Source organism: Exiguobacterium sp. s163, assembly GCF_018617135.1.
GTDB lineage: Bacteria > Bacillota > Bacilli > Exiguobacteriales > Exiguobacteriaceae > Exiguobacterium > Exiguobacterium profundum.
The window spans coordinates 995,201-1,017,099 of the sequence record NZ_JACSJN010000001.1 but is presented as its reverse complement, the minus strand read 5'-3'; the positions used below and the strand labels follow the sequence as shown (position 1 = coordinate 1,017,099).

Annotated in this window: 22 protein-coding genes and 1 pseudogene; 20 read left to right on the top strand and 3 right to left on the bottom strand. The window is 48.9% G+C overall.

From position 1 onward, the window contains the following. Positions 1–89 precede the first annotated feature (89 nt). A pseudogene (tnpB, locus tag KNO71_RS05250) lies at positions 90–1,177 on the bottom strand (IS200/IS605 family element RNA-guided endonuclease TnpB). Positions 1,178–1,304: 127 nt separating this feature from the next. On the opposite strand from tnpB, the gene KNO71_RS05245 reads away from it, so the two are divergent. Further along, positions 1,305–1,487 (top strand): hypothetical protein, encoded by a 183-nt coding sequence (locus KNO71_RS05245; protein ID WP_078147685.1) that lies wholly within the window; start codon positions 1,305–1,307, stop codon positions 1,485–1,487. A gap of 17 nt (positions 1,488–1,504) precedes the next feature. Next, the gene (locus tag KNO71_RS05240) at positions 1,505–2,836 is read left to right on the top strand and encodes a polysaccharide deacetylase family protein (RefSeq protein WP_078147684.1); all 1,332 of its coding nucleotides are present in this window, start codon (positions 1,505–1,507) and stop codon (positions 2,834–2,836) included. 38 nt (positions 2,837–2,874) lie between these two features. Here the strand turns inward: KNO71_RS05240 and KNO71_RS05235 are convergent, their stop codons facing one another. Continuing rightward, positions 2,875–3,990: an NADH-dependent flavin oxidoreductase gene (locus KNO71_RS05235; protein ID WP_078147683.1), complete on the bottom strand. Its 1,116-nt coding sequence runs from the start codon at positions 3,988–3,990 to the stop codon at positions 2,875–2,877. 261 nt (positions 3,991–4,251) lie between these two features. On the opposite strand from KNO71_RS05235, the gene KNO71_RS05230 reads away from it, so the two are divergent. The 11 genes from KNO71_RS05230 to KNO71_RS05180 all read left to right on the top strand — a co-directional run bounded on the left by KNO71_RS05230 (position 4,252) and on the right by KNO71_RS05180 (position 14,055). Next, positions 4,252–5,910: a glycerol-3-phosphate dehydrogenase/oxidase gene (locus KNO71_RS05230; RefSeq protein WP_078147682.1), complete on the top strand. Its 1,659-nt coding sequence runs from the start codon at positions 4,252–4,254 to the stop codon at positions 5,908–5,910. 124 nt (positions 5,911–6,034) lie between these two features. Continuing rightward, positions 6,035–6,394 carry a YxeA family protein gene (locus KNO71_RS05225; protein WP_078147681.1) on the top strand — a complete coding sequence of 120 codons (360 nt, stop codon included), beginning with the start codon at positions 6,035–6,037 and terminating at the stop codon, positions 6,392–6,394. Positions 6,395–6,485: 91 nt separating this feature from the next. After that, positions 6,486–6,845 (top strand): response regulator, encoded by a 360-nt coding sequence (locus KNO71_RS05220; RefSeq protein ID WP_078147680.1) that lies wholly within the window; start codon positions 6,486–6,488, stop codon positions 6,843–6,845. A 161-nt stretch (positions 6,846–7,006) separates the two neighbouring features. Next, positions 7,007–7,861 (top strand): class II fructose-1,6-bisphosphate aldolase, encoded by an 855-nt coding sequence (gene fba, locus KNO71_RS05215; protein WP_078147679.1) that lies wholly within the window; start codon positions 7,007–7,009, stop codon positions 7,859–7,861. Positions 7,862–7,957: 96 nt separating this feature from the next. Beyond that, positions 7,958–8,788: a hypothetical protein gene (locus KNO71_RS05210; RefSeq protein WP_214687573.1), complete on the top strand. Its 831-nt coding sequence runs from the start codon at positions 7,958–7,960 to the stop codon at positions 8,786–8,788. A 74-nt stretch (positions 8,789–8,862) separates the two neighbouring features. Continuing rightward, on the top strand, positions 8,863–9,513 hold the full coding sequence (fsa, locus tag KNO71_RS05205; protein ID WP_078147677.1) for a fructose-6-phosphate aldolase: 651 nt from the start codon (positions 8,863–8,865) through the stop codon (positions 9,511–9,513). Between the two features lie 27 nt (positions 9,514–9,540). Next, entirely contained in the window at positions 9,541–10,797 is a 1,257-nt protein-coding gene (murA, locus tag KNO71_RS05200) for a UDP-N-acetylglucosamine 1-carboxyvinyltransferase (RefSeq protein WP_214687572.1), read from the top strand. 14 nt (positions 10,798–10,811) lie between these two features. After that, positions 10,812–11,783, top strand: coding sequence for a class II fructose-bisphosphatase (glpX, locus tag KNO71_RS05195; RefSeq protein ID WP_031422214.1), 972 nt, complete (start codon positions 10,812–10,814; stop codon positions 11,781–11,783). 87 nt (positions 11,784–11,870) lie between these two features. Then, on the top strand, positions 11,871–12,797 hold the full coding sequence (locus KNO71_RS05190; RefSeq protein WP_078147675.1) for an ATP-binding cassette domain-containing protein: 927 nt from the start codon (positions 11,871–11,873) through the stop codon (positions 12,795–12,797). After that, a complete protein-coding gene (locus KNO71_RS05185) occupies positions 12,787–13,557 on the top strand; it encodes an ABC transporter permease (RefSeq protein WP_214687570.1) in 771 nt (256 codons plus the stop codon). Before KNO71_RS05190 ends, KNO71_RS05185 begins: the two co-directional genes overlap by 11 nt. Before the next feature lie 12 nt (positions 13,558–13,569). Continuing rightward, on the top strand, positions 13,570–14,055 hold the full coding sequence (locus KNO71_RS05180) for a DUF421 domain-containing protein (protein ID WP_214687568.1): 486 nt from the start codon (positions 13,570–13,572) through the stop codon (positions 14,053–14,055). A gap of 39 nt (positions 14,056–14,094) precedes the next feature. Here KNO71_RS05180 and KNO71_RS05175 read toward each other — a convergent pair whose 3' ends face one another. Next, positions 14,095–14,790 (bottom strand): C40 family peptidase, encoded by a 696-nt coding sequence (locus KNO71_RS05175; protein ID WP_214687566.1) that lies wholly within the window; start codon positions 14,788–14,790, stop codon positions 14,095–14,097. Between the two features lie 382 nt (positions 14,791–15,172). Here KNO71_RS05175 and rho point away from each other — a divergent pair, with 382 nt between their 5' ends. The 7 genes from rho (at position 15,173) to KNO71_RS05140 (ending at position 21,878) form a co-directional block, all read left to right on the top strand. Beyond that, on the top strand, positions 15,173–16,510 hold the full coding sequence (rho, locus tag KNO71_RS05170) for a transcription termination factor Rho (RefSeq protein WP_078147673.1): 1,338 nt from the start codon (positions 15,173–15,175) through the stop codon (positions 16,508–16,510). An 82-nt stretch (positions 16,511–16,592) separates the two neighbouring features. Then, positions 16,593–16,835: a type B 50S ribosomal protein L31 gene (locus tag KNO71_RS05165; RefSeq protein WP_012727387.1), complete on the top strand. Its 243-nt coding sequence runs from the start codon at positions 16,593–16,595 to the stop codon at positions 16,833–16,835. Positions 16,836–16,934: 99 nt separating this feature from the next. Beyond that, complete coding sequence (locus tag KNO71_RS05160; RefSeq protein WP_214686013.1) at positions 16,935–18,158, top strand: cation:proton antiporter; 1,224 nt, start codon at positions 16,935–16,937, stop codon at positions 18,156–18,158. A 106-nt stretch (positions 18,159–18,264) separates the two neighbouring features. Next, on the top strand, positions 18,265–18,876 hold the full coding sequence (locus KNO71_RS05155; RefSeq protein WP_214686014.1) for a thymidine kinase: 612 nt from the start codon (positions 18,265–18,267) through the stop codon (positions 18,874–18,876). A gap of 83 nt (positions 18,877–18,959) precedes the next feature. Further along, positions 18,960–20,030: a peptide chain release factor 1 gene (prfA, locus tag KNO71_RS05150; RefSeq protein WP_214687564.1), complete on the top strand. Its 1,071-nt coding sequence runs from the start codon at positions 18,960–18,962 to the stop codon at positions 20,028–20,030. Then, positions 20,027–20,887 (top strand): peptide chain release factor N(5)-glutamine methyltransferase, encoded by an 861-nt coding sequence (gene prmC, locus KNO71_RS05145; protein WP_483298386.1) that lies wholly within the window; start codon positions 20,027–20,029, stop codon positions 20,885–20,887. Before prfA ends, prmC begins: the two co-directional genes overlap by 4 nt. Beyond that, positions 20,868–21,878 (top strand): L-threonylcarbamoyladenylate synthase, encoded by a 1,011-nt coding sequence (locus KNO71_RS05140; RefSeq protein ID WP_214686016.1) that lies wholly within the window; start codon positions 20,868–20,870, stop codon positions 21,876–21,878. The genes prmC and KNO71_RS05140 overlap by 20 nt, the downstream gene beginning before the upstream one ends. The last annotated feature ends 21 nt before the right edge of the window (positions 21,879–21,899 follow it).

Here is a 21,899-nt window from a genome sequence, read left to right as displayed (position 1 = left end):
TTGAAGTGGGAGCTTCTTGGGAAGATCGTGCTCCTACCAGCCACGGTTATTTACCAAGCTCGTCGGGCAGTCCCTGCCCTGAATGGTTGTCAGTCGGCCAACATCAATAGGTTGAGACTCGCGTTGATGTCACGGTCATGGTGCGCGCCACAAGCACACGTCCATTCACGGACATCCATCGTCTTCTTCTCGCCTTTGACGCCACAAGAAGAACAGATCTGCGTCGATGCGTACCAGGGGTCTGCCTTGATGAGTGTCCGTCCGTAGAAGTTTGATTTGTATTCGAGTTGTCGGACGAACTCGTACCAACTGACATCTGCAATCGATTTGGTGACCTTGTGGTTCTTCATCATGTCCTTCGACTTCAATGTCTCCACGACGATGACTTGGTTCTCGTCAACGATCCGTCTCGACAGCTTGTGAAGGAAGTCCTTGCGTTGGTTGGCGATTTTCTCGTGTCTCTTGGCGAGGATCAGCCTGGCTTTTTCACGATTCTTGCTTCCGATCTTCTTGCGTGACAGCGCGCGCTGTGCCTTCTTGACCTTTTCTTCGGACTTACGAAGGAAACGTGGGTTTTCGATCTTCTCCGAGACCATCGCGTCGTTCGTCATGACGGCGAAATGTTCCAGGCCGAGATCAATCCCGACTTTGTGCTCGACTGGAATCCATGGTGCATCGTCCTGTTCGACGAGGATGGAGATGAAGAACTTGCTCGTCCTCTTCATCGAGACCGTCGCCGACCGGATGACGCCCTCGAACGGGCGATGTTGTGTGAACCGCACGAACCCGATTTTAGGAAGTCTCACCTTGCCGTTCTCGATGCGGATCGTACCGTGCTGGTTGTTCGTCGTGTAGGAGGCGCGCGACCGCCGTCTCGATTTGAAGGCCGGGAAGCCGCCCGTCCCGGCGAAGAACTTCGCGAACGCGGTGTCGAGGTTCAGCTTTGCGTTCGCGAGCGCGAGGCTGTCCGCCTCGGCGAGGAACGGGAACAGTGGCTTGTAGGAGGCGGGTGTCGCCGGTTTCCGTCTCGTCACGATCCCTCTTTCGCCTCATCGCGGATGGCGATGCGGTCCTCGAGCAGCTTGTTGTAGATGAACCGGGCGCAGCCGATCGTCTTGATGAGGAAATCGGCCTGTGCGGGCGTCGGGTGGAGCCTGTATGTGTAACCTTTCAGCATGTCCGTCCCTCCTCCCTCCAGAAGATCGTGATGTATCCTCCTCGTCCGATACCCGCGGAAGGGGAGGGAGAATCTGACGGAATCACGAACTTTTGTTCGTCATATCTGTCACAGGGGGAAAAGACTTTTGGACCGGGTGATTCATCTCCCACCCACGCTGGGCTACGCCCCGAGACGCTTAGAGGAGGGAGAATTCTCGCCTACTTTTGTTAAAGACGACGTACCTGTTTTGTATGATTTTGTATATATTTGTCGCCATATTGACGATTTCATTCGTGAAGAGTTTGATACAATCGAATCGATTGAATGAAATAGGAGAGAATAAGAATGAGACGACACATGTTAGTTATTATGACGTTATTGATTGGGATGGGTACATGGTATTACATCGCGGGAGCCGCCCCAACGATTAAAGAAGTTCCGACACCATCCTTTACCGGACAATACCCCGGGTTACATTTAACGGTAGAGAGTGAACAAGCGAAAAGATATACGACATCAATCTCAGTTCCGAGAACGGATTATGAAATGCTAAACGAGGAGCTGGATGCATTCATTTTAGAAAAGAAAGAAGCATTTCAACACAACCTCACCCCTAGTCACGGTCAAACGGGTCACTTAAATATTCAGACCGATACATATCAAACGAATGAGGGAGAATATACGCTAGTCGTTCATACTTATGCATTCACTGGTGGTGCGAATGGTCAAACCACTGTCGACGTATTTCGGATGAACCTTTCGGACGGAACGTTCATTGAATGGGATGATGTCTTACGTGATGACCAACATGCATTAGAATGGTTCAAGCATAGCGTCATCACACAATTACAACATCGAGAATACGTGTTTGAGAATCAGTTACGTGAAGCGATTAAACATCCTAAATCGACGAAGTGGATACTGACGTCCTCTGGTCTAGATGTCATATTTGACGAGTATGAAGTGGCAGCGGGAGCGGCAGGTGTGGTAGAAGTTCATATTCCAATGAAGGAAGTTGAGCCGTTTTTGTTATCCAAATTAGATACGCCCACTACACAAGAAGAAGATTCTCCAATCATGAATCCCTCAAATAAGCCGCTTGAACCTAATGGGAAGTATGTTGCACTGACATTTGATGATGGACCACATCCAATCGTGACACCTCACATCCTTGAGACGCTTGAGAAATACCAAGCGCGTGCTACGTTCTTTATGTTAGGGAGTCAGATGGAATTCTATCCTGATGTAGCGAGACAAGTAGCGTTGTCAGGTCATGAGCTAGCAAATCATACTGAACATCACCCGGATTTGACACAATTGTCTGAGAAGGGAGTCAAAGAGGAACTCGAACAGGTTGATGGACGAATTGAGAGGCTTACGGGACAACGCCCATCATTGGTTCGTCCACCATACGGGGCTAAAAATGAAATGATTGAACAGATCATTCAGACAAAGGAGCAGACCCTTGCACTATGGACGGTCGATTCTCTTGATTGGAGTCACCGTAATGCCGATCAAATGTATCGCTTGATTATGGACAATGTCCATCCAAGTGCTGTTGTCTTGATGCATGATATTCATGAGTCCACAGCTGAAGGGTTGCCGAAAGTTCTCGATGCGCTGAAACGTGAAGGGTACACGTTTGTGACGATGAGTGAGCTCTTGACGTTGAAATAGTAAATGAACCCGCCGTGATAAACGGCAGGTTCATTTTTTTATTTCACTTCTTGATCTTTAATTGGGAACCAACCGGCACGTGTCGTGATGGCGTTCCATAGCGGAGCTGGGACAGCGAGTTCGGCTTGTTTGTTCAAGTCGAGTTCTGTCTCGATCTCGTCTTCGCGGTCCGATTTCACTTTTTCGAGCCATTCTGGATCGATGATCAGTTCGCGACCGAGTGCGGCAAAATCGACGACGTCGAGTGCGTCTTCCACTTGGGCCGGACGTTGGAGTTGCCCGACTCCGATGAGTGGGATGGCACCATTGATTCGATTGGCGATGCGGTCTATCGAACGCTCCGTGACATTCTCGTCACGCATGGAAGCTGTGTTGAAGTTCCAGAGAGAAGCGTGAATATAATCGACGCCCTCTTCTAAAATCATATCGAGTAACACATCCGTGTCGTCGAGTGTGATTCCTGGCTCTTCGATTTCTTCCGGTGAGAAACGATAGCCGACTAAGAAGTCTTCTGCATCTGCAGCTGCTTCTTTCACACGACGAATGACTTCGCGTGGGAACGTCAAACGTCCGTGGACATCACCGCCGAAGCGATCTTCACGGCGATTTGAATGCGGTGAGAAGAATTGTTGAATCAAGTAGGTGTTCGCTCCGTGAATCTCAACTCCGTCAAATCCGGCTTCGATGGCCCGACGCGTCGCTTCACCGAACGCCTCAATGATGGCTTCGACTTCTGACGTCTCGAGGGCACGTGGTGTGACGGCACCTTCTCGGACCGGTGCGACGGCACTTGCACTGACAGGTTGTTCGTTCGGGACGAGTTCAGGTGGTGACATCCGTCCAGCGTGGAAAATTTGAAGGATGGCTTTTGCGCCTTCTGCTTTTAAACTTTCCGCCAATTGACGGAGACCTGGGATGAATTTGTCGTCATTGACCCCGAATGCGTTCGGGAATCCTTTCCCGTCTTCTGTCACGTACGCGCAAGCCGTGATGGCGAGCCCGACGTTTTGCGCCCGCTTCCGATAGTAGGCGAGCTCATGCTCGGATACTTCGCCCGTTGGCTCTGATGAGTAATGTGTCATCGGTGCCAATACGAGGCGGTTCGGTACTTCGACGCCATTTTTGAACTGAAAAGGTTGTAACATACGTTTCATCTGAAATCCTCCTTCAACATGATACCTTGAAGTCTAAGCTTCTCGACTCAAAAATGCGAGTCGGATGCTTGTGAATGAACACATTACAGATTGCGCAAGCGTAAGAGATGATTGAACTGAAAAGAATAGGGTATAATACAGGAGAAAAGTTGATATTCGGTTCGAGACAATAGAGAGACCACAACAGAAGGGGGAAGCCTTGTTTTTGTTGTGGTCTCTTTTTCTATTCATTGAACCGTACTTACTATAGGAGGGAATAAGATGGAAATCAGAAATTTCTCAGCGAAAGAACGAGCGAAACGATACGAACAACTGACAAGCGAACGTCATGACGTTCTTGTTGTCGGTGGAGGGATTACCGGAGCGGGGATTGCGCTCGATGCGTCGTCGCGTGGGATGAAGACAGCGGTTCTCGAAATGCAAGACTTTGCGGCCGGGACGTCAAGCCGTTCGACGAAACTTGTTCACGGGGGACTCCGCTATTTGAAACAATTTGAAGTGGCGCTTGTCGCAGAAGTCGGGAAAGAGCGTGCCATCGTGTATGAGAACGGTCCTCATGTCACGACACCGGAACAGATGCTGTTACCGATGCACAAGGGAGGCACGTTTGGTCCCTTCTCAACTTCAATCGGACTCATGGTGTATGACTTCCTTGCAGGCGTCAAACGGGCAGAACGGCGCATGATGCTCAAACCGAATGAAGTCATCAAAAAAGCACCGCTCGTCAAAAAAGATGACTTAGTCGGTGGTGGATACTACGTCGAGTATCGGACGGATGATGCACGATTGACAATCGAAGTGGCGAAAGAGGCCGCGAATCATGGTGCGCTTCTCATGAACTACGCGAAAGTGACCGGACTGATTTATGAGAACGGCAAAGTAGCCGGTGTACACGTCGAAGACCAAATCGATGGGTCGACATATGACGTCTATGCGAAAAAAATCATCAATGCGACTGGTCCATGGGTCGATGAGTTACGGGAAGAAGACAACTCGAAAAAAGGCAAACAGCTTCGTTTGACGAAGGGAATTCACCTCGTCATCGATCAATCGAAATTCCCACTCAAACAGGCAATTTATTTCGACACACCAGACGGGCGCATGGTCTTTGCCATTCCACGCGGAAACAAAGCATATGTCGGAACGACGGATACGTTCTTCGATAAAAACAAAGCGCATCCACGCATGACGACAGAGGACCGCGATTATATTTTGGATGCGATCCATTATATGTTCCCGGACGTCCATGTCACAGCAGACGATGTGGAATCGAGCTGGGCGGGTATTCGTCCGTTGATTTATGAGGAAGGAAAGGACCCTTCTGAAATTTCACGTAAGGACGAAATTTGGCAGTCAGACAGCGGCTTGATCACGATTGCCGGCGGTAAATTGACAGGATATCGGAAGATGTCAGAAACAGTCGTCGACCTCGTCGCCAAATTGTTGAAAGAAGAAGAAGGCGTCGTTTACTTGGCGAGCCGGACGAAGCATATGCCGATGTCAGGTGGTCACGTCGGCGGTTCGAAAGGATTCAAAGACTTCCTTGAGAAGAAAACGAAAGAACTTCAAAATCACGGTCTCGACGCGGGGCACGCGGAAGAACTCGTCCGTCTATACGGTTCGAATATTGACCGCGTCATCGAGCGGATGGACTCGAACGCGTATGACTTGCCAGAGGTCGTCTATGCACAGTTGATTTATGGCATTGAAGAAGAATCGGTCGTTCGTGCCATCGACTTCTTGATTCGTCGGACCGGAGCGATGTTCTTTGATATCGATTTCGTACGTCAACACAAAGACGGTGTCCTTCGCTGCATGGCCGACGTCTTCAAATGGTCGGATGAGCGTTTGAAAGAAGAGCGTGAAGAGGTCGAGAAGGAGATTGAAATCGCAGTTGTGCCTGTGACTGTCGAATCGTAATGCACTGTATCGAAGGAAAGGTTCATTCTAAACAGGATGAACCTTTTTTGTGGCATGGTTTCGTCGATTCGGAATAACGGTATACCTCATAAGTAGTGATTCTTAGATTGAGGGAGAACTTTTTATGAAACGAAATCTCGTTGCCATCCTATTGATTGGCATTCTATTAGTAGTAGGGTGGCGTTATGTCGATCCCAATCGATTATTGGCCGATGTTTATTATGTCAAAGTCCCAAGTGCAGAAGTGGCGACACAAACTTCATCCGGTTATCGCTATGATCTCATCGGATACGACGAGGATGGAAAAAAACGTCCTCTGTCGATTGCCACTTCGGGGTTGTTACCGGAAGGAAACTATCTGCGGGTATTCGTGAAAGAAGAAGATGCGGAAGTGACCGACTACGAGCAGGTGAATGTCCTAGACGTACCTGAACAGTTGAAGGAAGAACAGGAAGAAGACAATTCCGAGCCATCGTTCCCTTGATTTCAAAAGATAGACGTCGCGAAAAAGAGATGAGTTTGGTAAGGTTAAATTGTTTGAATATGGTAAACGATGAATGAAAGAAGGGACATGCATGTCACGGATGTTAATAGCAGATGACCAGGACGGAATTCGTACGATGCTCGCGCAAGTGTTCACGAACATGGGTGTAGACGTGGACACGGCGCAAGACGGCATCAGCGCCTGGGGGTTTTTAGAGCGGGAACAATATGATTTGGTATTGCTCGATATGAATATGCCTCGTATGTTTGGACATGAAGTATTGCGTCGCATGCGCGAGAAACCGTTAGACACACCTGTCATGATCATGACGGCGTTTGGGGAGGAAGCGGTGATTGAAGAAGTGCGCCGTCTCGGAATCACAGCACAATTTGAGAAACCGTTTGATATTTATGGAATGATTGAAAAAGTGAAAGAAGTCTTGAAAATTTGACGTTTCGTCACCAAGATGACATATGTAAACGCTTGCGCTAAGCCATTTCTATGCCCGAATATCATAGGCACATGTTTTACGGTGTGTTATAATGGGAACGAATTGCACGGGGGAACTTTTCCCAAACGTGTATAATAGCGAACAGACAGGAGGATGTCATTATGCCATTAGTATCAATGACAGAAATGCTTAACAAAGCATTCGAAGGCAAGTATGCAGTCGGCCAATTCAACATCAACAACCTCGAGTGGACGCAAGCGATTCTTCGCGCTGCGGAAGACGAGAAATCACCAGTAATCCTCGGTGTATCAGAAGGTGCAGCGAAGTACATGGGTGGCTTCACGACAGTTGTCAAAATGGTTGAAGGTCTTATGCACGACTACAACATCACTGTTCCAGTTGCAATCCACCTTGACCACGGTTCTTCATTCGATAAGTGTAAAGCAGCGATCGACGCTGGTTTCACGTCAGTCATGATCGACGGTTCACACCACCCGATCGATGAAAACATCGAAATGACGAAACAAGTTGTCGAGTACGCGCACGCTAAGGGTGCTTCTGTTGAGGCAGAAGTCGGTACAGTTGGCGGCGAAGAAGACGGTGTTATCGGTGGCGTACAATACGCTGACCTCGATGAGTGTGTACGTGTTGTCAAAGAAGCGAAAGTGGATGCACTTGCTGCAGCACTCGGTTCTGTACACGGTGAATACCAAGGCGAGCCGAAACTTGGCTTCAAAGAGATGGAAGAAATCGCAAACGCGACACAAACTCCACTCGTTCTTCACGGCGGATCAGGTATTCCTGAGCACCAAATCAAAAAAGCAATCGAGCTCGGCCACAGCAAAATCAACGTCAACACTGAGTGCCAACAAGAATGGACTCGTGCGGTACGTGAGAAAATTGCTGCTGATGCAAAAGTATATGACCCACGTAAAATTATCGGACCTGGTATCGAAGCGATTTATAACGTCGTTACTGGCAAGATGCGTGAGTTTGGTTCAAGCAACCAAGCTTAATCCTGTCCTGAAAGGCTGACTCTTTTGTAGAGTCAGCCTTTTTTTGATGATTTAGGGAACGTATACATATATGGTGAAAAAAAGGGGGGAGTCTTTGTGATTTATAACGAGCGACCGACAGAATTGTTTTGGCGAATCTTTTATGTATATGGAGCAGTCGTGTTGATTGGTCTTTCTTTAGCATTAGCCGCCGCCCCACTCATTTTAATTTATTATTATCCGGTACCTTGGCTTATTCCATTGTTAGTCTTAGTCGCCATCGGTGGGTTTGGGGTGTATTGGTTTACGAACACATTCCGTCGTTTATTTTGGAAAGAACGGAATCACTCTAGATACAAAATGACCGCAACGAGCATCGAGGGTGTGACGTATCGGCATGAACCGGGCGAGTCGGTCGAGCAATCATTTCTAATCTCAGCGATTCGACAAATCGTCTTCTTCCCGGCGATTGTCCGAAAGACACAGCCGTCTCCGACGGTTCGGATTGGTCGGCCTACGGTAGAGTACACTCCGATGCTATCGATTATGACAAAAGATGATGCCATGGAAATCTTGTTCGATCAACGTGATCTGGTTGCCTTTGATCAATGGATAAAATCTTTCCATGAGCAGGGAATTCCGCTATTTTACACACCAAAAGAATTGTATTGGATTGGTGCGAATATCTCGACACGACGTGAGCGATTTGAACGGTTGAGTCGTCCGGAAGAAATCGTTCCATTTGTCTACACCGGCGACCTTGTGGCAGATGAGCAGACGGCAGCAACGAATTGGATTGAAACCCACGGATTGGAACGTTTGAAAGAAGGACCACACCAAGCATACTATGTGAAGCAAAGTAAAATTATGAAATGGTCATTTTTCGGGACGCTCGCTGGGATTGGCCTTGTCGTAGGATCGATGCTTGCAATCGCATCGTTGACGTAAAGGGTATAGCAATTCGACATGACTTTCCTCATAATAGAGATTGTAAGCGATCACAAATTAAGGAGGAGACACATATGCGTTTTTTCATTGACACAGCAAATGTGGAAGACATTAAAAAAGCTCATCAAATGGGCGTCATTGGAGGCGTGACGACGAATCCATCGCTCGTCGCCAAAGAAGGTGTCGATTTCCATACAAGACTTCGTGAAATCTGTGAGATCGTCGGGGATCTCTCGGTCAGCGCCGAAGTTATTGCACTCGATGCGTCGGGTATGGTGGAAGAAGGAAAGGAACTTGCCGCCATCGCGCCGAATATTACGGTAAAGGTACCGATGACACCAGCGGGGATGCAAGCGGTAAAACAGTTCAAGGAGCTTGGAATCAAGACAAACGTCACGCTCATCTTTAACGCCAACCAGGCCTTACTTGCGGCACGTGCCGGGGCATCATACGTTTCTCCATTCATCGGACGCTTGGATGACATCGGACAAGATGGGCTTGATTTAGTTGAGACCATTGCGAACATCTTCGCAATCCATGGCATCGAGACAGAAATTATCGCAGCATCTGTGCGTCATCCGGTTCACGTGACAAAAGCTGCACTCCTTGGGGCTGACATTGCCACAGTCCCTTACAAAGTTATCGAACAAATGATGAAACATCCGCTCACAGACAAAGGCATTGAGCAGTTCTTAGCGGATTGGAACAACGCTCAATCCAAATAAGTCCGTCGTAGAAAGGTTTTGATCAGCGTGGAAATTCTCCATATCGTTGGGCAGCAAAAACTAGAAGGAACCGTCGAGATTAGCGGAGCGAAACAGAGCGCTCTCCCTTGCCTTGTGGCTGCACTTCTCACGGAAGAGTCGGTGACGATTGAAAACGTTCCGATGATTGAAGACGTGGAAGTGATGGTCAATTTGTTAAAAGAGTTAGGGGTTCGAGTAGAGCGGGATGGCGAACGAATGACGATTCATTCGAATGAAGCAGTCGCAATGCCTCTCCTCGGTTCTGAGACGCGCAAAGTCCGTGCCGCTGTCTATTTACTCGGGGTCTTCGCGGCTCGCTTTGGAAAAGGGGCGGTTGGGTTACCTGGAGGATATGCGATTGGTCCACGGCCGATTGACTTACATTTGAAAGCGTTGGAACGTCTCGGCATTCATGTTGAGAATGAATCAGGTCTCTATCATGTCCGGGTCGATAAACTTGTTGGGAATCGAATTTACTTGGACTTGCGGTCGTTTGGGGCAACCGTGAGTGCAATGCTTGCGGCTGTTCTAGCGACAGGGACGACGGTCATCGAAAACGCGGCTTGCGATCCGGAAGTCGTCGATGTGGCGACCATGCTCACATCGATGGGTGCACATGTGAGTGGGGCAGGAACGGATGAGATTCGAATTAAAGGGGTGGAACGCCTCCACGGTTGTACGCACACACTCATTCCAGATCGTCTCGAAGCCGGAACGTTCATGATGTTCGGTGCAGTGTCCGGTCGTGTGACCGTCCAACCGGTCATTCCGACACATCTCGAAGGGGTCATTCAAAAACTGTTGGATTTCGGAGCGGACGTCGAGGTCGGTGAGGAGTCAATTACCGTGACGGCGAACCAATTCATGCCAACAGATATTCGGGTATTCCATTACTCGGGGTATCCGAGCGACTTGCAACCGGTGATGACGGCAGCCTTATTAAAAGCTGACGGAACGAGTGTTGTCACCGATAAATTGTATGCGCAACGATTCCGCCACATCGCCGAGATGCGACGGATGAATGCGCAAATTACACTGGAGGATGCATCGGCTGTGATTCGTGGCGGCAATAAGCTGGCGAACGCAGAGATGGAATGCACCGATGCACGGAGTGCCGCGGCCCTGGTACTGTCAGCGCTCCAAGCTTCTGGTGAATCGACGCTACTACATGCGGAACGACTGAATGATTCGTATGTCGACTTTGTCGGCAAATTCAAACAACTCGGTGCGCTCGTTTGGGTGGAGGAACAAACCGAGGTATAAAGGGGAGATTTCGGGTGGAACGAAGTTTATCGATGGAACTGGTTCGGGTGACAGAAGCGGCGGCACTTGCTTCAGCCCGTTGGATGGGACGAGGATTGAAAGTCGAAGCGGATGATGCGGCAACGACGGCCATGCGCGACGTATTTGACACGATTCCGATGAAAGGGATTGTCGTCATCGGTGAAGGGGAGATGGATGAGGCCCCGATGCTATACATCGGAGAAAAAGTCGGAAATGGCTACGGTTCTCGTCTCGATGTCGCAGTCGATCCGTTAGAAGGGACAAACATCGTAGCGACCGGAACGTGGGGAGCACTTGCGGTTCTCGCGGTCGCGGATGCAGGCGATCTCCTTCATGCTCCAGACATGTACATGGATAAAATTGCCGTCGGACCGGAAGCGGCAGGTCTCGTCAGTCTCGACAACTCGATTGAAGAGAACATTGAAATCGTGGCGAAAGCGAAGAAGAAAAACGTGGAAGATGTCGTCGTCACGATTTTACATCGGGACCGTCACGAAGAAACCATTCAACGTGTCCGCGCGACCGGTGCGCGAATCAAATTGATTCCGGACGGGGACGTCGCCGCGGCCATCAACACCGCTTTCCCGAAAACGGGTGTCGATTTGTTGCTCGGTTCAGGCGGGGCGCCAGAAGGTGTCATCGCTGCAGTCGCAATGAAGTGTTTAGGTGGAGACTTCCAAGGGCGTTTGCTCCCGGAAGATGAAGCGCAGAAACAACGTTGCCATGACATGGGAATCGAAGATACGGATCGAATCCTCCTCCTCAATGATTTGGTGAAAGGTGAAGATTGTATCTTTGCGGCGACCGGCGTCACAGATGGTGAGCTGTTACGTGGAGTCCAATTCACGTCACAAGGCGGACAGACCCATTCGGTCGTCATGCGTGCCAAGTCCGGTACCGTTCGTTTCGTCGAAGGGAACCACTCACTTAAGAAAAAACCAAAAATGGTCATGAAACCAGAATGATCAGAAGTCGTGGATGTGAAAACGTCCACGACTTTTTTGTGGTGAAAGCGTCAGAAAACGGGAATGGATAGTCAGGAGGTGGGTGTGATGATTCAGGTTGAAGGACTCGTCAAAACATTCAAGGATGTTCCAGCTGTCGATGACGTGTCATTTTTCGTGAAAGAAGGAGAAATCTTTGCGTTTTTAGGTCCGAACGGTGCGGGTAAATCGACGACGGTGCAAATGTTGACGACACTCGTGAGACCGACATCTGGAGCGGCACGTGTCAATGGATTCGATGTCGTTAAACAAGAAAAAGATGTCCGATTATCGATTGGAGTTGCCTTACAAGAAACAGGAATCGATAAAGTGTTGACGGGACGAGAGCTCCTTGTCTTACAAGGGCGTTTGTTTAAGATGTCGAATGAAGAGGCGCAACGTCGAGCCGATGAGTTACTCGAAGTCGTTTCACTGACGGATGCGGCCGATCGCCGAAGTGGTACCTATTCCGGTGGGATGCGACGACGTCTCGACTTGGCTCTCACACTCGTCCATCGTCCGACGGTCTTGTTTTTAGACGAACCGACGACCGGACTCGATCCGGCGAGCCGAATCGAAATTTGGAATGAAGTACGCCGATTGAACGAGGAATTCGGGACGACGATTTTTTTAACGACCCAATACTTAGAGGAAGCAGATGAGTTGGCTGACCGGATTGCAATCATCAATCACGGGAAGATTGTGAGTGAAGGAACGGCCGAGGAATTGAAACAGCTCGTCGGTGGAGAGACGATTTCGATGGACTTCGCTACAGAATCTGAAGCTACCCTTGCCGCGACGCGATTTCATACATCTTCGAATGGCACACATGTATCGTTTGAGTTACGTGACATGACGTTGACTGAGATTATTCGTTCCTTGGATGAACAAGGGTTGCAGCCTGAACGATTGACTGTCAAGCAACCATCGCTCGATGATGTATTCTTGAAAGTGACAGGCGAATCGTATGAAGGAGGCGAGATCCGTGTGGACTGAGACATGGCTATTCACGAAACGGAGTTTGCTGACGACTATTCGAAATCCGTTTTCATTCATCCCGAACTTGATCATTTCTGTATTCTTTTTACTTGTGTATACGAGTGGCTTGTCGAGCGTGGCCTCGTTGCCTCAGTTCGAAGGGAGCGACTATTTGAATTTCATCTTACCCGTATCCATTGTTTCAGGTGCAGTCGGGGGAGCGGGAGGCACGGGTCAGGCACTTGTCCGAGATATTGAGAGTGGCTATTTCGCAAGGCTCTTGTTGACACCGGCGACCCGTACGGCGATTGTGCTCGGACCGATGATTGCGGGGATGTTGCAGTTACTCGTCCAAACGCTACTTATTTTTGCTGTCGCGTTTCTCCTAGGTCTCACGATTCCAGTCGGGGCAATCGGTTTCTTCTTCACAGTACTGCTCGCGATTGGATTTGGACTTGGTTTCGCAGGATATTCAGTAGGTGTCGCCTTGAAGACACGAAATGCACAAGCGGCACAGGCAGGGACGTTGTTGTTCTTTCCTTTAATTTTCCTGTCGACGACGTTCGTTCCGAAAGAATTGATTGAAGCCGAATGGTTGAAAGTGGCGGCGACGTTCAATCCAACCACGTATATTTTCGAAGGGATGCGTGCGGTTCTGACGCAACCGGAGATTGACTGGGGTGCTTTATCTGCAGGGCTCGCAGTCGCGGGTACGATGAGTATACTCATGATTGTCTTTGCGGCAACAAACGCGAGAGGAGCGTTGAAGCAAAAATAAAGGAGGAGTTTGATGCAGGAACTATCAACGATGATTCGGATCATGTTAACAGGTATTGGAGCATATATTTCAATCATTATCATGTTGCGTGTTTCTGGTAAGCGTACATTGGCAAAAATGAATGCATTTGATTTTATTGTGACGGTTGCACTTGGTTCTATTTTGGCAACGACCTTGACTAGTCAACAAACCTCTTTATTGGCTGGACTCACTGCATTCGGTACACTAATCGTCTTACAATATATATTAGCGAAACTATCTAAGCGATTCTCCATTGTGAATCAAATGATTAAATCAGAACCAACTCTACTGTTTTATAAAGGAGATTATTTGAGAGAACATCTAAAGAAAGAACGAATTCTAGAGATAGAGGTCATTCAAGCGATTCGATCAAGTGGCACTCCTCTAGGACAAGTCGAAGCAGTAATCATAGAAACGGATGGAACGTTTTCTGTTTTGAAAGACTCTCGTCATGTAATGGAACATGTGAACAAATAAAAACGACTCGGTTCCGATGAACCGAGTCGTGATATTGTATTAGAGATATGATCCAGCGCCTACATAGCGTGGTGCCCAGTATCCAGAAGTGAAGCTCGCGTATTTCACGCCGCCTGTTTCTGAGCTGATCATTTGTGTTTTGCTAAGTGCCATTCCGACGTGTTGAATCGTTCCGCCTGAATGTGAGAAGAAGACGAGGTCACCCGCTTGGATCGATGATTTCGAGATTTTCTTTGCGCTTGAGTATTGCTGACGTGAAGAACGTGGAAGTGTTTTTCCGATTGCTTTCTTGTACACGTGACCAGTATATCCTGAGCAGTCAAACCCTGAAGTTGTTGTTCCACCATAGCGATACGGTGTTCCGAGATATTTCTTCGACTCAGCGACGAGTTTCGAACGTTTGCTTGAAGATGACGTTGAGACCGTTGTTGATGTCGACGTGTTCGCTTTCAAGTACGTGAACGTTGAAGATGCTGAGATGTAACGGTGTGTGCCTTTGTAGTTGATTTTGTAGAACGAACCGGATTTACCAAGGTATGTATAGCGTTGACCTTTATCCATTTTCGCGACGACTTTCGATGACGTAAGTGACGGGGCAGTACGGATGTTCAAACCGTTTACTTTCGAGTAAGCAAATGTACCGGTAGCGGCTTCTGCTTGTTCACCTGTTGAGAACATAAGACCCGAGAAAGCGACAGTGGCAGCGACGACGATTGATGCAATACGCTTTAACATTGTATAAATCCCTCCGTTTTTTAAAATCAAGACATTCGTATATGACAAATCGAGTAATTTTTATGGTAGAGCACAAGCTGCGGGATATACCCGGTTTCCTGTGCAAATAAACTATATCATGCGCAAGACCGATAGCATTTTTCAATCGCAAGTCAAAAAAGCAGTTTCTTGTAACAAAAATGAAACAATATGTGGATATAGCACTTATTTTGTTACAAAACGATCTTTTACTGTGTAAGGATTTGTACAAGAGGGAAACGATTGAACAAGAGGTGAATTTTGCACGGTGACGGCACGGGCAAAATATGGTTAGATGATGGCAGAACAAATGAATCAAGTTGAATGCTTCTTGTAATGAAATGTAGAAAGATAGGTGACTTGAATGAGTCAACAGACAGAACCGACAAAGAACTATACACTTCGTGAGCTTGAAACGAAGACGTTGAAAGAATTATATGAAATTGCCAAAGAAGTCAAAGTACCGAACTTTCGAGAAGCGCGTAAGCGTGAGCTCATGTTCCGTATTTTGAAATCACAGGCTGAATCAAAAGATTTATACTTCCTCGAAGGTATTTTAGAGATCATCCCACCGAATCCACAGTCTCAAAATGATGGCGGATTTGGATTCCTCCGACCAATCAACTATTCTCAATCTTCCGAAGACATCTATATCGCCGCATCGCAAATTCGTCGCTTTAATCTTCGAAACGGGGACCTTGTCACAGGAAAGGTCCGTAAACCGAAGGAGAATGAACGGTTCCAAGGTTTGTTGAGTGTGGAAGCGGTCAATGGAGAGTCGACGGACTCGACGCGTTCGCGTGATTATTTCCCGGCATTGACACCGATTTATCCAGAACAACAGATGGTGCTCGAGACAGAGCCGACCCATCTTTCGGTTCGTGTCATGGATATGATCGCACCAGTAGGGTTTGGCCAACGCGGGTTGATTGTGGCACCACCAAAAGCGGGGAAAACGTCGCTTTTAAAAGAAATTGCCAACTCGATCACGACGAATCATCCGAACGTCGAATTAATCATTCTTCTAATCGATGAACGACCAGAGGAAGTGACGGATATTCAACGCTCTGTACCGGATGCGGACGTGGCGTTCTCGACTTTTGATGAGACGCCGGAAAACCATGCGCGTATTTCAGAACTCGTTCTCGAACGCGCGATGCGTCTCGTGGAACATAAGAAAGACGTGGTCATCCTACTCGATTCCATCACACGCTTGACGCGTGCGTACAACCTGTCTGTTCCACCGAGCGGACGGACACTCTCGGGGGGGATTGACCCGGCGGCGTTCCACAAACCGAAAAAGTTCTTCGGAGCGGCACGGAATATCGAGGATGGAGGTAGCTTGACGATCCTCGCGACAGCGCTCGTCGATACCGGATCACGAATGGACGACGTCATCTATGAAGAGTTCAAAGGAACAGGGAACATGGAACTGCATCTGGACCGGAAATTGGCAGAGCGCAGGATCTTCCCTGCAATCGATATTCGTCGCTCGGGAACACGGAAAGAAGAGTTGCTACTCGGGAAGGACGAACTCGATTCGCTCTGGACAATTCGTCGTACGATGAACGAGTCTCCAGACTTCATCGAACAGTTCTTACGCCGCGTCCGTGAGACGAAAACAAACCTCGACTTTTTTGCTGCGCTAGAGGCAGATAAGAAAAAAAGACGACCGGTGAAAAAAACGAAAACAGACTTGTAAAACCTATAGTAGGGTGATATTATATTCTAGTGAACTTTCTCTAGGTTGAAAGAATACTTAGGGCCGAAGGAGTTGAAAAGCAATGAAACAAGGAATCCACCCAGAATACCGTAAAGTCGTATTCATGGACTCGACGACAGAATTCAAATTCATCACTGGTTCAACTCGTTACTCTAACGAGACAATCACGATGGAAGATGGAAACGAGTACCCACTCATCCGTGTCGATGTATCTTCTGATTCGCACCCGTTCTACACAGGTCGCCAGAAATTCGCATCTGCAGATGGTCGTATCGAGCGCTTCAACAAGAAATACCAACGTTAATCGTAAAGTTGTATGCTCACCGCCTAGGGATTGCCCTTGGCGGTTTTTTGTTGCATCGACACGGGTAAAGAGACGAAAGACTGTCGTGAGGGGGCCGTTATGGAATTTATACTCATTAGTATCAGCTTGTTGATCGGGGTCGGCATCATGTCCCAATGGTTGGCATGGCGTTATCAAATCCCAGCAATCATCATTATGACGCTCGCTGGAGTATTGGCCGGTCCAATCCTTGGGCTGTTCGACCCACGTGAATTATTAGGAGATTTATATAGTCCCATCATTTCGTTTGCGGTCGCCATCATCTTATTTGAAGGAAGTCTTGGGCTTCATTTTAGCGAAATCAATCAGTTCCGACGGTCGATCGTCCGGATTGTCACGATTGGAGTCGCGCTCTCGTTTGTCGGGATGTCGCTACTCATTCAATATGTTGGAGGATTACATTGGGTCGTTGCCTGGACGATGGGGGCGCTCTTCGTCGTGACGGGTCCGACTGTCGTCATTCCGTTGTTACGTCAGGCACATTTGAAAGATCGGGTCGGAGCGATTTTGAAGTGGGAAGGCATCATTGTCGATCCTGTCGGAGCATTACTCGGACTCTTCGTCGTTCGACTCGGATATATCGTTTATGAAGGTATGGATTTATGGATGCAACTCCTCTTCGCAGGTGCTTGTATCGTAGGAATCGGACTCGGTTACTTGTTCGGCCATCTCTTGATGGGATGGTTTGTGGCAGAAAAAGTACCTCGCTATCTCCGTGCTTCGGTCACGTTGACGGCCGTCCTCATTTTATTCTCACTCAGCGAGCTCATGATGCATGAAGTCGGGCTGCTCGCCGTGACGGCGATGGGGATGACGATGGCCAATACGAAGCATCGGGATGAAGAAATCATCGAAGAACTGCAGTCATTCAAAGAGGATATTTCAATCTTGCTCATCTCGTCTGTCTTCATCTTGTTGACGGCATCTCTGTCCCGGGTCGAGCTGTTGAACATTTTCCAATGGCCGCTCCTCTTGACGATTGCGGGCATTCTGTTCTTGGTTCGCCCAGTTGCGATTTACTTGTCGACCATCGGTGGAGGTTTGCCATTGGCGGAACGAGGATTCATCGGCTGGATTGCGCCGCGCGGGATTGTCGCGATGACGGTCGCTGGATTCTTTGCTGAAGAAGTCGCGCATCTCGGGATTGATGATGCGAAACAAATGTTGCCGCTCACACTCGGTCTCGTCTTCATTTCCGTCACACTGCACGGTCTCACGATTCGACCGCTCGCGCGTAAATTGAAATTAATCGATGAACAAAAAGAGGCGAACGCTGACGAATAAAGGACGGAGTTCTTTCAATCAGCATTTAGGAGAAGTCAACCCTTTTCCTCAACTCGAAAGATAGGTATAATCGGAAAGCGATTATCGATGGAGAGGGCGAAGAACAATGATGCATGTGACGAACCGATATGGTTGGATTGAAGTGATTTGTGGGAGTATGTTTTCGGGGAAGTCGGAGGAATTGATTCGCCGAGTCCGCCGTGCTCATTATGGAAAGATTCCGGTCCAAGTGTTCAAACCAGCAATCGACGACCGGTATCATGAAGAGAACGTCGTCTCACACACAGGGAACTCGGTCGTGGCCGTGCCGATCGTATCGAGCCAAGACTTATATGATGCTGTACGTGAAGAAACACAGGTCATCGCGATTGATGAGGTACAATTTTTTGATGAGGGAATTGTGGACGTCATCGAACAACTTGCGAACGAAGACAAACGCGTCATCTGCGCCGGGCTCGACATGGACTTTCGGGGCGAACCGTTCACGATGATGCCTGAATTGTTGTCACGCGCGGAGTTTGTGACGAAACTACAGGCAATCTGTTTGTCATGCGGCGCGCCTGCTTCACGGACACAGCGTCTGATTGACGGGCAGCCGGCTCGGTATGAGGACCCGGTCATCTTGGTCGGGGCTTCCGAGTCTTACGAACCACGATGCCGACATTGTCATGATGTACCGAATAAACCACATCCGGTCCGCCATACTGTGGTAGACTGATGAATCGACGGACCGCCCTCGGCGGTCCGTTTTTTTTGCTATAATAGATAGAGTTTGATTTGACGGAGAAAGGACGGATCATCATGTTTGACCGTTTAAGTGTATTAGAAGATCGTTACATGCAATTGAATGAAATGCTCGCCGATCCTGAGGTGCTCAGTGACTCGACGAAGTTGAGACAATATTCGAAAGAGCAGGCACAACTAGAAGAGACGGTACAGATGTATCGTCAGTATAAAGAGACAAGTCAGGCGTTCAAGGAAGCGAAATCGATGCTTGAAGACCGAACGCTCGACGCCGATATGCGTGAATTGGCAAAAGAAGAGATGAACCTCCTCGAGCCAGAAGTCAAAGAGCTAGAGGCGAAACTGCGGATTTTATTGCTTCCAAAAGACCCGAACGATGACAAGAACGTCATCGTCGAAGTCCGAGGGGCGGCAGGCGGAGACGAAGCGGCGCTCTTTGCGGGAGATTTGTATAAGATGTATACGCGATTTGCTGAACGTCAAAATTGGAAAGTGGAACTGATTGACGCGAACTATACCGAACTCGGTGGATTTAAAGAAGTGACGTTCATGATCAACGGGGCAGGCGCCTATTCAAAGCTCAAGTTTGAGAACGGAGCCCATCGTGTGCAACGGGTCCCGTCGACGGAATCGGGCGGACGAATCCATACGTCCACAGCAACGGTAGCCGTTCTCCCAGAGGCGGAGGATGTCGAAGTGCACATCGATATGAAGGACGTACGGGTCGATACGTTCACTTCATCTGGTCCAGGGGGGCAATCGGTCAACACGACGCAATCGGCTGTCCGTTTGACACACATCCCGTCAGGACTCGTCGTATCGTGCCAGGATGAGAAGTCGCAACATAAAAATAAAGACAAGGCGATGAAAGTCCTTCGGGCACGTCTCTATGACAAGATACAAAGCGAACATATGGAAGAATTATCGGCACAGCGTAAATCGGCTGTCGGAACAGGTGACCGTTCCGAACGGATTCGCACGTATAACTTCCCGCAAAGTCGTGTCACAGATCATCGGATCGGCTTGACCCTTCAGAAGTTGGACCGTGTCCTAGCAGGCGAACTCGAAGATATTATCGACGCACTCATCATGGACGAACAGGCACGTCTGATGGAGGATGCGGAATGATGCGGATTGCCGTGTTACTTAAACAGACGGAAGAACGGCTAGTTGAAGCTGGGCGCGATCGTGCGGCTGCCGAGTGGTGGCTCATGCATGTGCTACAAGTCGACCGCACGGGTCTCCTCGTTCGTTTGTCGGATGAATTGTCCTCAGATGAAGCGGCACGTTTCGAGGCGGGAATCGAGCGTTTACTGATGGGAGAACCGGTACAGCACGTGATCGGACATGCTCCCTTTTACGGGCGTTCGTTTGAAGTGAACCGGGACGTGTTGATTCCGAGACCAGAAACGGAAGAATTGATTGATTGGGTACTTGGGCAACTTCGTCACATGAAGGATGATGAGATTGTCGATGTCGGAACGGGAAGCGGAGCAATCGCAATCACGTTGAGCCTTGAGCTCGGAGTACGCGTGCAAACCGTTGATATTTCTCCGGAAGCAATAACGGTTGCAAAGCGGAATGCGACCGCTCTTGGTGCGAATGTACGATTTTATGAAGGCGACGGGCTCGCCCCGATTGCGGACCACTCGATTCGCGTCCTCGTATCAAATCCGCCCTATATCGAGGCGGATGAATTGTTGGATGAGACGGTCGTCGGCTACGAACCGCATCTTGCCCTCTTTGGAGGGAAAGATGGGCTCGACATGTATCGGCAATTGATTGCGGAGTCGGTGCGCGTCTTACGTGCCGATTGGCATTTGATTGCGTTTGAAATCGGGTATAACCAAGGACAAGATGTGAAATCATTACTGTCTGAACGTTATCCTGAAGCAGAAACGGGTATTTTAAAAGATATAAACGGCAAGGACCGTATCGTCTATGCCGTAAGGGAAGGGATTGCGTATGGAAACGAAATGGATTAATTCGAATGAGATTGAAGAGGGGGTACGTCTTCTTCAAGCGGGTGAAATCATCGCCATGCCGACAGAAACCGTCTATGGTCTCGCTGGAGATGCCATGAACGATGTGGCAATTCGAAAGATTTTTGAGGCAAAAGGTCGTCCGTCGGATAACCCGCTCATCGTCCATATCGCTTCAATCGAACAAACGAGTTTGTTTGTCGATTCGATTCCTCCTGTTGCCAAACGCTTGATGGATGCGTTTTGGCCAGGCGCTTTGACGATCATCTTGCCTTCAAACGGACGAGCTTCTTCGCTCGTGACCGCGGGCCTCGATTCCATCGGGCTCCGGATGCCGAACCATCCGGCAGCACTCGAGTTGATTCGCAAGTCAGGGTTAGGACTTGCGGCTCCGAGTGCGAATCGTTCCGGACGACCGTCGCCGACGACCGCTCAACACGTCGCGGATGACTTGGACGGACGAATCGCAGGAATCGTGGATGGAGGTCCTACCGGAATCGGAGTCGAGTCAACCGTTGTGGATTGTACGGGTGACACGGTAACGATTTTACGACCAGGTGGTGTGACGCGAGAAGAAATGGAAGCCGTCATCGGACCGGTCGCCTTAGATGCCAATTTGAGTAACGATGAAGCCGCGCCACGATCGCCGGGAATGAAATACACGCACTATGCTCCGACAGCACCTGTTTTTTTAGTCGATGGCACACGTGAAGATCTGGAGCGTGTCATCGAGGAACGGAAGCAAGCGGGGTTGCGAATCGGTGCCCTCGTCTTCGACGAAAACCCGACACCGGCTGAGGTCACGCATTCACTTGGGACCTCGATGGAAGTGGCGGCACAACGCTTATACGATGCGCTTCGTCGATTTGATGAAACAGACGTGGATGAGATTTATGTGAACACGATTGAACCGGTCGGAGTCGCATTAGCCGTCTATAACCGTTTATACAAAGCGGCGGGCGGAAAGGTTGTGCACCCGACGAAAGATGCCTAAAGACATAGAGGAGGACACGCG